General features: G+C 45.4%; 9 protein-coding genes and 1 tRNA gene. 8 read left to right on the forward strand and 2 right to left on the reverse strand.

The window, feature by feature from the left end:
• Positions 1–39 precede the first annotated feature (39 nt).
• From nuoK to nuoN, 4 genes are read left to right on the forward strand one after another with little or no spacing between them, the layout of a single operon-like run.
• Complete coding sequence (gene nuoK / locus OEY58_20680; protein MDH5327878.1) at positions 40–345, forward strand: NADH-quinone oxidoreductase subunit NuoK; 306 nt, start codon at positions 40–42, stop codon at positions 343–345.
• Positions 346–354: 9 nt separating this feature from the next.
• Positions 355–2,304, forward strand: coding sequence for an NADH-quinone oxidoreductase subunit L (gene nuoL / locus OEY58_20685; protein ID MDH5327879.1), 1,950 nt, complete (start codon positions 355–357; stop codon positions 2,302–2,304).
• A 58-nt stretch (positions 2,305–2,362) separates the two neighbouring features.
• The gene (locus tag OEY58_20690; GenBank protein MDH5327880.1) at positions 2,363–3,880 is read left to right on the forward strand and encodes an NADH-quinone oxidoreductase subunit M; all 1,518 of its coding nucleotides are present in this window, start codon (positions 2,363–2,365) and stop codon (positions 3,878–3,880) included.
• Positions 3,881–3,896: 16 nt separating this feature from the next.
• Positions 3,897–5,351 carry an NADH-quinone oxidoreductase subunit NuoN gene (gene nuoN / locus OEY58_20695; GenBank protein MDH5327881.1) on the forward strand — a complete coding sequence of 485 codons (1,455 nt, stop codon included), beginning with the start codon at positions 3,897–3,899 and terminating at the stop codon, positions 5,349–5,351.
• A 31-nt stretch (positions 5,352–5,382) separates the two neighbouring features.
• On the opposite strand, the gene OEY58_20700 is transcribed toward nuoN, so the two are convergent.
• Positions 5,383–6,636, reverse strand: a complete 1,254-nt coding sequence (locus OEY58_20700) for an FkbM family methyltransferase (protein MDH5327882.1) — start codon at positions 6,634–6,636, stop codon at positions 5,383–5,385.
• Between the two features lie 144 nt (positions 6,637–6,780).
• Here OEY58_20700 and OEY58_20705 point away from each other — a divergent pair, with 144 nt between their 5' ends.
• The 3 genes from OEY58_20705 to OEY58_20715 all read left to right on the forward strand — a co-directional run bounded on the left by OEY58_20705 (position 6,781) and on the right by OEY58_20715 (position 11,248).
• Entirely contained in the window at positions 6,781–7,506 is a 726-nt protein-coding gene (locus OEY58_20705) for an SIMPL domain-containing protein (protein ID MDH5327883.1), read from the forward strand.
• A gap of 1,196 nt (positions 7,507–8,702) precedes the next feature.
• Positions 8,703–10,562 carry a histidine kinase gene (locus OEY58_20710; protein MDH5327884.1) on the forward strand — a complete coding sequence of 620 codons (1,860 nt, stop codon included), beginning with the start codon at positions 8,703–8,705 and terminating at the stop codon, positions 10,560–10,562.
• 17 nt (positions 10,563–10,579) lie between these two features.
• On the forward strand, positions 10,580–11,248 hold the full coding sequence (locus tag OEY58_20715) for a response regulator transcription factor (protein ID MDH5327885.1): 669 nt from the start codon (positions 10,580–10,582) through the stop codon (positions 11,246–11,248).
• A gap of 65 nt (positions 11,249–11,313) precedes the next feature.
• Here the strand turns inward: OEY58_20715 and OEY58_20720 are convergent.
• Positions 11,314–11,389 (reverse strand) — tRNA-Arg (locus tag OEY58_20720).
• 227 nt (positions 11,390–11,616) lie between these two features.
• On the opposite strand from OEY58_20720, the gene OEY58_20725 reads away from it, so the two are divergent.
• Positions 11,617–12,102 carry a cation-transporting P-type ATPase gene (locus tag OEY58_20725; GenBank protein MDH5327886.1) on the forward strand — a complete coding sequence of 162 codons (486 nt, stop codon included), beginning with the start codon at positions 11,617–11,619 and terminating at the stop codon, positions 12,100–12,102.
• Positions 12,103–12,105 lie beyond the last annotated feature (3 nt).

Here is a 12,105-nt window from a genome sequence, read left to right on the forward strand (position 1 = left end):
GAATTGCACCCGTCAGTGGGTACTGAGGGAGGGGGGAGAATGATTCCTTTATCGCATTTTCTCATTCTAGGCGCTGTTTTGTTCTGCATCAGTGTGGCCGGTATTTTTCTAAACCGAAAAAACGTGATCATTCTTTTGATGGCCATTGAGCTGATGTTGTTGGCTGTCAATATGAATTTTGTGGCATTTTCCCATTATCTGGGTGATGTGGCGGGGCAGGTGTTTGTGTTTTTCATACTCACTGTGGCGGCGGCGGAAGCGGCCATCGGTCTGGCCATATTGGTGGTGTTGTTTAGAAACAAAGACACTATCAATGTCGACGAGTTGGATTCTTTAAAAGGGTAAGCGCAAAACATGGAAAACGTTTATTTAACCATTGTTCTCGCGCCGTTACTGGGGGCGATTGTTGCGGGTTTGTTCGGTAAACAAATCGGACGGGCCGGGGCTCATTGGGTCACTATTATTGGTGTGGCGGTATCATTCGTTTTGTCGGTAGTGGTATTTAAAGACGTCATATATGACGGTGCTGCCGTTTATAATGCCACCGTTTACCAGTGGATGTTTACCGATAACATCAATTTTGAAGTTGGGTTTTTGGTCGACTCCTTAACCGCGGTGATGCTGATCGTGGTGACTTTTGTATCCTTTATGGTACACATTTACACCATTGGTTATATGCATGACGACCCCGGTTATCAGCGTTTTTTCAGCTACATCTCCCTGTTTACTTTCTCTATGCTGATGTTGGTCATGTCCAACAACTTTTTGCAGCTTTTCTTTGGTTGGGAGGCCGTGGGTCTGGTTTCCTATTTACTGATCGGCTTCTGGTTCAAGCGTGAATCAGCCATTTACGCTAACTTAAAAGCCTTCCTGGTAAACCGTGTAGGGGATTTTGGCTTTTTATTGGGTATTGCTGCCATATTGATGTATTTCAATTCCTTGGATTATACCCAAGTCTTTACTGCCGCACCGGCTATGGCCAAAGAAACCATCGAAGTCTTCCCCGGTACGGCGTGGTCCTTAATGACGGTCATTTGCATTCTGCTGTTTATCGGTGCCATGGGTAAGTCTGCACAGGTACCATTACACGTGTGGCTACCTGATTCCATGGAAGGTCCTACACCTATATCTGCGTTGATTCATGCAGCAACTATGGTCACTGCCGGTATTTTTATGGTGGCGCGGATGTCGCCTCTGTTTGAGCTTTCGGAAACTGCGTTGACCTTTGTTCTGGTGATTGGCTCAATTACGGCTTTATTTATGGGTTTCCTGGGTATCATACAAAACGATATCAAACGCGTAGTAGCGTATTCGACCCTGTCTCAGCTGGGATATATGACCGTTGCCTTGGGCGTGTCTGCCTACGCGGCTGGCATTTTTCACTTAATGACTCATGCGGCATTCAAAGCCTTGTTGTTCCTTGGGGCCGGGGCGGTCATTATTGCGATGCACCATGAGCAGGATATTCGCAAAATGGGTGGTGTTAAGAAATACATGCCCATTACCTATTGGTGTATGTTGATCGGTTCATTGGCCTTGATCGGCTTCCCGGGGTTTGCCGGATTCTTCTCAAAAGACGCGATTATCGAAGCAGTACACGCTTCAACCATTCCCGGCGCCGGTTTTGCCTATGTGTGTGTGCTCCTGGGGGTAGTGGTCACCGCCTTTTACAGTTTCCGCATGTTCTTTTTAGTATTCCATACCGAAGAGCGCATGGATCACCACACCAAGGAACACCTACACGAATGCGGCAAGGTCGTGTGGGTTCCGTTAGTCGCATTGGCGGTACCGTCTGTTATTGCCGGGTGGATTTTCATCGAACCCATGTTATTCGGAAAACTGTTTGCAGATTCGATTTTTGTGGCACCGGAACATGATGTATTGAAAAAAATCAGCTTCGACGGGGAAATGAGTTTTATTGCCCATGGTGTTATGGGTCCGGCTTTTTGGCTGGCCATGACCGGTTTAGGAGCAGCGGCGTTATTGTACCTACGCTTTCCTGAAGTTCCCGGAAAGATTAAGAATGCGCTTAATGTGTTGTACAAGGTACTGGATAAAAAATACGGCTTTGACGATTTCAACGATTTTTTCTTTGCCGGTGGAGCCCGTGGTGTAGGGGGGTTCTTGTCCAAGTTTGGTGACACTAAACTCATTGACGGCATCATGGTAAACGGTACAGCGAAAGCGGTGGGCTGGTTCTCATCCGTGGTACGCCATATCCAAACCGGTTATATGTATCACTACGCATTTGCCATGATCATTGGTTTGGTAGCGTTTGTTGTGCTGTTCTTACCTAAAAGTTAGCCTTTAACGTTAACGAGTGTTTCGAATCAGAGATAAAGAATAAGAAGGATTCAGTTGAATGGTTTCGGATTTTCCACTACTTAGCCTGGTCATCTGGACACCCATCCTAGGGGGGGTGCTGGTATTGCTGGCCGGTAAAGATCAGCATGCACCGATAGCGCGATGGTTGTCTTTGTTGGTGTCTGTGCTTACTTTGCTAATGTGTATGCCTCTGTACACCCAATTTGATATTGGCACTCACCAAATGCAGTTTGTTGAGCAGGTACCTTGGATTGCCCGATTTGATATTTACTACCACCTTGGTCTGGATGGTATTTCCATGCCGTTGGTATTGTTGACCGCCTTCACCACCGTTATTGTCGTTATTGCCGGATGGGAAGTGATTCAGGAGAAAACCGCTCAGTACATGGCGTCATTCCTGATCATGAACGGTTTGATGATTGGTGTATTTTCCGCTCTGGACTCGATTTTATTTTATGTGTTCTGGGAAGCTATGTTGATACCTATGTTTTTGATTATTGGTATCTGGGGTGGCCCAAATCGCGTCTACGCGACTATAAAGTTTTTTCTATATACCTTCCTGGGTTCCGTTTTTATGTTGGTGGCGCTGATATACATGTACAGCCAATCCGGCACTTTTGGAATTCTGGATTTCCACAATCTACGCCTTAGTCTGACGGAGCAGCTATTCATCTTTGTTGCATTTCTACTGGCGTTTGCGGTTAAAGTGCCCATGTGGCCGGTACACACTTGGTTGCCCGATGCGCACGTGGAAGCACCTACCGGCGGTTCCGTCGTACTGGCCGCGATCATGTTGAAAATGGGAACCTACGGTTTTGTCCGTTTTAGTTTACCGATTACGCCGGATGCGTCAATGCAACTGGACGGGTTAATGATTACCTTGTCTTTGATTGCCGTGGTTTACATTGCCTTTGTCGCACTGGTACAGAAGGATATGAAAAAGCTGATTGCATATTCCTCTATATCGCATATGGGGTTTGTTACCTTGGGTTTCTTCATTGTGTATACGATAGTCGATACCACCAACACCACTCAAGGGGTGGCATTGGGCATTAACGGAGCCTTGGTACAAATGATTTCACACGGTTTTATTTCCGGTGCCATGTTCCTTTGCGTCGGCGTTATGTACGATCGTTTGCACAGTCGCCAAATAGCCGATTACGGCGGTGTGGCCAATACCATGCCTATATTTGCAGCATTTATGGTGTTTTTTGCAATGTCCAATGCCGGACTTCCGGGTACATCGGGGTTTGTTGGCGAGTTTATGGTAATCCTGGCGTCATTTAAGGCCAATTTTTGGATTGCATTTGCTGCTGCGACAACGCTGATCTTTGGTGCCGCCTATACCTTATGGATGGTTAAGCGCGTCGTGTTTGGCGAGGTGGGCAACGAGAAAGTCGCCAAACTACAGGATGTGAATAATCGAGAATTCTTTTTCCTGGGTATCCTGGCTGTTGCCGTACTGTTGTTAGGACTATGGCCGGCTCCGCTACTGGATGTGATGAACGCAACCGTTGATCACCTGGTTACACAGATTACTCAATCGAAGTTATAAAAAGATGAACAGTACAATGAATTTTGAGATGCCAAATTTTGCTCCCGCCATTCCGGAAATTTTCGTGCTGTCCATGGCGTGCCTTATATTAATTGTGGACCTGTACTTATCCGAAAAGAACAGAGTGGTGACCTACTTGTTGTCTCTGGGGACTTTGGTGGTTGCCAGTTTGCTCACTGTTAGCAATCACAGCCCGGATACGATACTTACTTTTAGTGGAACTTTTATCAGTGACACTATGGGTGATGTACTCAAAATCTTTATCTACCTGGTAACAGGCCTGGTTTTCATTTATTCCCGCACTTATTTGCAGGACAGGAACCTATTTAAAGGCGAATACTACGTCCTGGGATTGTTCGGTGTCCTGGGTATGATGATTTTGGTTTCGGCGCATAACTTTCTTACCATCTATCTGGGTTTGGAGTTGTTGTCCTTATCCTTGTATGCATTGGTTGCCATGCACCGCGATAATCACGACGCTTCAGAAGCCGCCATGAAATACTTCGTACTGGGGGCTTTGGCATCCGGAATGCTGCTATACGGCATGTCGCTGTTGTACGGAGTCACTGGTTCATTGGATATTGAAAAATACAGCCAATTGTTACAACAGTTACCGGCGGATGAGAGAATGGCCTTGGTTTTAGGTATGGTCATGGTGATCGTCGGTATCGCCTTTAAACTGGGCGCAGTACCGTTTCATATGTGGGTACCGGATATCTACCACGGTGCACCCACTGCCGTAACCTTGTATATTGGTACCGCACCCAAACTGGCAGCATTTGCCATGCTAATGCGCTTATTGGTGGAGGGGTTGGGCAGCATCCACAGCGAGTGGCAAGGTATATTGATTATCATGGCTATATTGTCCATGGGTGTAGGTAACGTCATCGCCATTGCCCAAACCAATATTAAACGCATGCTGGCTTACTCAACCATATCTCATGTGGGCTTTATTTTGTTGGGGATACTGGCGGGCAACAAAGCCGGATATTCAGCTGCCATGTTTTATACCATTGTCTATGCCATTATGAGTTTGGGCGGTTTTGGTATGATTATCCTGCTCAGCCGAGCCGGGTTTGAGGCCGACAAATTGGATGACTTCAAAGGGCTGAATCAAAAAAGCCCTTGGTTTGCCTTCATGATGTTAATACTTATGTTTTCCATGGCAGGCGTACCACCGACAATTGGCTTTTTTGCCAAACTGTCCGTACTGCAAGCGGTGGTGGGAGTGAGCAGTGCCAACCTGGTTTGGGTGGCTGTTGTCGCGGTGATTTTCTCAATCATTGGCGCGTTCTACTATATCCGTATGGTTAAAATCATGTATTTTGACAAACCGGATAACAACGACGCGATTGAGTCCAATCCTGAGATGAAAATTCTCATCAGCGCGAACAGTCTGGCTGTGCTGGGCCTGGGTCTGTTTCCCCACAGTTTGTACGCGCTGTGTATGGCTTCCATGCCGGGACTCTGAAACTACCAGAAGCTGTAATTCAGCCGGTGCTTCAGTATAACTCCAGCTGAATTCGTTGATAGTTAACATCCTTTTCTTTGGGTATGGCGTAAAGAATGGTTTCGTAGCGCATGAAGCCATAATGTTCAATGTAGTAATTGTAGTCAGATAAACCTTGCATCATCGTCGCTGGTAAAGTCAAATAGTGCGTGGGGTTGTGATAGATAGACAAGGCCACTTGACAACGATATCGAGTGCAGACTTCTACGATATCATCAATCACATGTTCCTCTCCGCCTTCCAAATCGAATTTCATGTAGTCCACTTGAGGTAGAGCGTAAGTTTCGATTAAATCGTTCAATGTCAGGCAAGGAAACGTTTTAACCGGTAAGCCGGCGGTTTTAGCCGAAGGCAGACCGATGACCTGATCTTGATTACCACCCACCGGAAGTTCAATTTCTCCTTTGTAGTTGGTCAGGGCCGCGTCAACAAACGTGAGTGTCTGTGGATATTGTTTGCAAAACTGTCTTACATAAGGCGTTAAAAACTCTGTACCCAGTGGATCAATGCTGACGATGCTGCCATCGGGGCCGGTTTTTCCCAATAGAAACGGGATTTCTGAACCGGTGTGAACTCCTGCGTTGATTACGATATCCCCGGGGTTAATATTTACATAATTCATATATTGAACCCGGTGAAACAAGCGAGAAAAATACAAATCCCAAACTTCGGGTGCGCTACCGTTCAGTAAGGTTTTGTAGTGATATTTACTGCTGAAATCCGTTAACCTGTCCGAAATATATTGCACTACGGCTGTATTTTCCTGCCACAGGTTTTTCCAATGGTTTAAGTATCCTGTTTCTGCCCAGATAAAGTTATTTCCACTAACGCTGAACGCTCCCGGCATTTTGTCGGAAAAAAATTCGATCAATCCGGGTAATGCCAGTTTTGAGAAGGAAAGTGGTTTCTCATTATAGCTGGCGCGATTTAAGTGTTTCGAAAATGACTTGGCGGCCTCCCAATAGGACCAAGTATCTCCCATGGGAATGGGCATAAAAACACAACGCGACTTTGTATCGGGATCAGCTTGAAATTCAAAAGCATCTAAAGATTCCGGTTCGCAAGAGACAATGAGTTGTTTGGAGTCAGAGCTTAACGCTTGTTTGAGGTCCGGAATGAATCCCAGAAATCTGCCTTTGGGATTGCTGATTTCCAAGACTGCTTTCAAATGCTGGTTGATGTCGGTGTCTTGACCGTAAATAAAGTAATCTCTGTCTGCAATTTGTGCGGGAGCGTAATAGAACATGAAAATTCCTTCCTTGGTTTTGCAGGTAACTTGAGCAATTAATATGCCGTAACGGATTACGAAATATGAGTTTACAAAAAGGTGACATTTAACCTTGGACCGATATACTTAAGAAACCAGCCGAAAATTATATGGAGACTTTCTATGGACCGTACCAAATCCAGCGGAATGGTTTTATTAGGTATATTCGTGGCAGCGGGGTTAGCATCAGCCGGTTATTTTGTCAGCCAGACTTTGTATAACGCCAAAGTCGCTCTCAACACGGCCGAAGCGAAAGGACTGGCCGAACGTCGGGTAACGTCGGATCAGGCAAATTGGTCAGTGGGGTTTAAAGTATCCGGAGCCAAACGCGCCCAAGTTCCGCAGTTGTACCAACAAGCAGAACAACATCAGGCAACGATTCGAGATTTGTTAAAACAAAATGGATTCGATGATGCCGAGATTGAATTGGGTGTATTGGATTACAGCTACCAGGAATACCGGGACGATAAACAAAAACTGGTGGATCAGATTCACATGCTGAGTGGTTCGATTAATGTGGAAACGTCAAAAGTAGACAAAGTCGGTGCTGTCCGTGCCAGTGTAAACAAATTGATTGCTAAGGGGATCGATGTGGAGAACCGGCCACCAACCTACCGGTTTACCCGCTTAAACGACATCAAGCCGGAAATGTTGCGGGAAGCAACCAAGAATGCTCGCCTTGCCGCCAATGAGTTTGCAGAAAATGCCGGTGTCAACGTAGGGGGAATTCGCGATGCGCGACAAGGGAGTTTTTACGTTCGTGACGCCGGTTCCGAATACGGAGATACAGCTAAAATAGAGAAAGACGTTCGCGTGGTAACCACCATCACTTTTTATTTAACCGAATAACGTGGCTATCCTGGTGTCGAACCAACCGAGGAATTTGTAAGAGAATAAAACATTGTTGAATAACCGAAATGGCGGTTTCACACTTGGCTTTGTAGGGTGCGTAGCCCACCTTGTAAAAAAAGGGGATGCGTCCGTCCTGCCAAGTCTGCCAATGTACGAGTACTTAGTATGTTTGTTGCGGAACTGTCAGAGAGACTGGAGGTGGCTGAAAATGAAGCTTAAAGCTTCAGGTATAAAAAAACCGGCCATAGATCGGGGTATGGCCGGTTAAGGGTTTTCCAGTACTTGCGACTGGAAGTTGTGTCAGCTTACGTAACGAGCGAGCTGACTACCAGTGTCGTAACAGGGGTTGTTGGCGACACCGGCATCGGGGTTCAGTTACTGGTATTAATTGTGGTGAAAAACCGAAAACGCTATTAGCAACAGGCTGGTACACTGTTGGGAACCAAGATCGTTGAGATTGGCGTAGGAGTTTTTGCGCATACCGAAGCAGCGTAAGCAAATTCGTGTGCTGGTATTGAATTGTACGATGTTTCCAGACAAGACTGTCCATATTGCCGCCCCCTTTGTAACCATCAAATAGGCCTGTAAACCTTTGGTCTGCGAGTTTCAGTAACACCTACTGAAACGTCTACCTACTGTTAGTGCTACAACGATCCGTTTTAATCGCTGCGCCGTAGTTCCGACAGTGCCGGATTTATTATCGTGGCTCTTGGTTCTTGGGGGGAATAAAAAAGACATGATAAACAAATAGATAGCCCCAAGTTCCGTGCCTGGCTGCAAGTAGGTTGTTTACAGGCGTTAAAGAGTACTATACCAGCAAAATACCTAAGTACAAGCACCTAAGTACTTTTTATTTATTATAATTTCGTATATTCTTAGAAAAAATACTAATAATTGTATTCTAAGCTGGTGTTAATGTTAAAATGGTAAGCTATGAGATAATTATTAAGTCTTTTTAATCAATGAATTAGAGTGGATTCGCTGGGAAAACCAAAAAAAACATGTGAAAATTGTTTACGTAAACAATATTATAATGTTGGATCAAAGGGGGGCTTTCTTGAGCAAGCATGGCTTGTTTAGTCCCTCTACTATATCAATGACCACCGTAAGTAAGCGTATACGCAAAGCAGTACTGTGATACAGGGTTGTATCCGGAGAGTTGAAGAGGTGGATGAGACACATGCGGATAACTAATGCAGTCGCTGTCATTAAAATTTCGGATTACGGCCCTGGCCTTACTGGTCGCGGTGGTACCGTTGTTCATTTTCAATATTATCAGTGCGAAAAGCACTAGAGACAACATGATCCAAACGGTATCCAACGGCATTCAGGCTGAATCCATATTGTTAGGTGATATGGTTAGTCGTTTTTTGTCTCAACGATTGAATAATGCGATGTTGCTGCGACAGACCGTAGCGATTTGGGACAAAAATCCTGAAAAACTGACCCAGCTCAAAGACTATCTCCATTCCATCAGTGCTGAACAAGAAACCATTAATGATATAAAGTTAGTCGATAGTTCCGGTAAAGTTCTTATTAGCAGCACTCAAGCTGGTAGCGAGGGGTTATATCTCTGGGATGTAACTGTAGGTATAAAAGACTTGTTTAACAAAACTCGCGATGCGGCTAATGACAGCATTTATACTTCTGAAGCTCGACAAAGTAAACTAGGCGCCGAATTTAATCTTCTTACAGCTGTTCTGGATGATCACGGTAAAGCCGGCCATGTATTGGTTATAGAAAGTAATATCGACGATATTCGTAAAACAGTGGTGGAGTTCAACAAAGGCAGGCGTTTAAGCCGGGATACCTATGTGGTGGACAAATTGGGCACCATTATTGTTACCAACCATGATACTAATGCGAGCTTCGCACCATTACCGGATACCCGTATACAACCGGCTATGTTGAGTGAAGGTAAGCACGGTATCGCTTTTTACAAAAACTCGCAAAATGTCCGTGTGGTGGCGGGATATCGAGATATTGAAGAGATGGGCACCAATAAGGGTTTAAACTGGAGTATTATTACAGTTACCCCCATCGAACAAATCGTAAAACCCGCCCAAGAGACCAGTCAAGTACTCAATTCCATCGGAATTTTAGTGTCTGGTATCGCTGTTTTAGTGGCCTACGTGTTTGCCGGTAAAATATCCGTGCCCTTGCAACGCACAGTAGCGTTGGCAGAGGAGATTCGCAGAGGAAATTATTCCCAACGTTTGGAATCCAATTTAGGTGGCGAAATAGGTTCTCTGGCAACCGCTATCAATGAAATGGCGGATAAAGTGGAACAACGCACGGCGGAAATCGTTACTCGTAATGAAAAACTCACATCTGAGATTGTCGAACGTAAAATTGCTCAGGATCGACTTCAAAAAATTTCACATAAAATTGTGCGGCTGCAAGAAGAAGAACGTCGTCGGGTTTCACGTGAATTGCATGACGGTATTAATCAATTGCTCGTATCCGTTAAATATAAAATAGAAAACTTTGGCGAGAAATTCAGTGTGGATTCCGAGCAAGCATTAAAAGACATAAAAACTGCACAGATATTTTTAGATGAAGCCATCGCGGAAGTAAGGCGGGTATCGCATGACTTACGTCCCAGCGTATTGGATGATCTGGGGCTGGCGCCGGCGTTGGCTAATTTGATTCGACGCTTTTCCGAGCGAAGTTTGTTGGATGTGGAATTGAAAGGGGCACAAGATGGTAATTTTTTACGCTTACCGTCTGACGTGGAAACAGCCATGTACAGAATTGTACAGGAAGCGTTAACTAACATAGATAAACACGCCAATGCCACAAAAGTGTTGGTGAATTTGTCCCACACAGATGCCAATGTTACGATTAGAATTGAGGATAATGGCGAAGGTTTTAGTTTACAAAAGGCTATGCGGAAATCCAGAAACTCTCAGGGCATGGGCTTACGCAATATGCGAGAGCGTATTGAATTGTTACAAGGATCGTTTTTTATACATTCCGATATTGGAAGAGGCACATTTATAGAGGTGCGAGCGCCTCTTAAAATACATACACCGTTAAATTTAGAAACTTAGAGTGGGTGGTAATAACTATGAGTGAAAATACAATGGGCTCATTAAATACAATGGGGCACAGCGATCACATCGTACAGGAAAAACCGAAAGTAAAGGTGCTTCTGGTGGACGATCATGCGGTGGTGAGAGATGGCATTCGGGCACGATTGGAACGGGAGTCGGAGTTTGAAGTGGTGGGTGAGGCGATCAATGGTCGTGATGCCATACACAAGGTGACCTCCTTAAGTCCCGACGTGGTGTTGATGGATATTAGCATGCCGGTTATGAATGGAATGGATGCCGCCAAGCATTTACGCGAAAACTACCCGGATACTAAAGTGATCATCCTTACCATGCACGAGCATAAAGAATATATTCAGGGAGTGATTCGATGCGGTGCACATGGTTATATCGTTAAAGACGTCTCAGCCAGCGAAATGATCAGTGCCATTAAAACCGTTTGCGAAGGCGACACGTACTACAGCTCTTGTGTTTCGCAAATGATGTACGATGATTTTTCCAAATCCGGTGGTGGAGAGAGCGATAAACTGGGTTTAACGCAACGGCAGAAAACGATTCTGGCTTTGGTGGAGCAGGGTATGAGCAGTAAGGCTATAGCCAACGAACTCAACATCAGTGTACGCACAGTGGAAGCGCATCGCCATAACATCAAGATCAAGCTGGACGCGCAAAACGCCGGCACTTGATTATCAGTCAAGTCTCTGGCAGGGGGTATCCGGCCAGAGACTCCTTACCTTATATAGCCATTGTATGGCGTCCCCGAGAGGACTCGAACCTCTAGTACAGACTTAGGAGGTCTGGGGTTTATCCTGTTAACCGACGGGGACAGTTAGGGTGCGTAGTATAACAATTTTATTGCAATTGTTCAGAAAATTACCCTCTAAGTCTCTATTTTATAACAATAAAATATCTAAGTCTTTGAATAATTGAGACTTATAGCGGTTGGGCCTGGAGAGCGGTCCGAAAATCGGTTTTCCAGAATTTATTGTCCTCAAATTCCAAAACCATCCATTATACTTATATAGCAGTGACATCAAATTACCGAGGTAAGGCTGTGTCTAAACTACGCGACGGTTCTTTATCCAAGAGCCCGTATGCGGTCTCAATAGATGAGGTGTTTGCGGATTTTCAAACCTCTCGGCACGGCTTGGCGCATTCAGAAGCCGCTTCTCGATTGACCCACTATGGACCTAATGAATTACCCAGGCCCAATCCCCCGCATGTGGCAATGGTGTTTTTGCATCAGTTTGCCAGTCCTCTCATTTATGTGTTAATAGCCGCAGCACTGCTGGCCGTCAGTATCCAGGAATGGTCGGATGCCGGGTTTATCACCGCGGTTTTAATGCTCAATGCGGTCATCGGTACTTTTCAAGAATACTCCGCGCAACGGGCCGCCCAGGCTTTGCGTAATTTGGTGAGCGCCAAAACCCGGGTTTTACGCCAAGGTGAATCCTACGAGATCAACGCAAGGGAATTGGTACCCGGCGATGTGGTGTTGCTGGAATCGGGGGATAAGATACCTGCTGATTTGCGATTATAGAAT

The sequence above is a fragment of the Gammaproteobacteria bacterium genome (assembly GCA_029882975.1).
In the GTDB taxonomy this organism is placed as follows: domain Bacteria; phylum Pseudomonadota; class Gammaproteobacteria; order SZUA-152; family SZUA-152; genus JAJDNG01.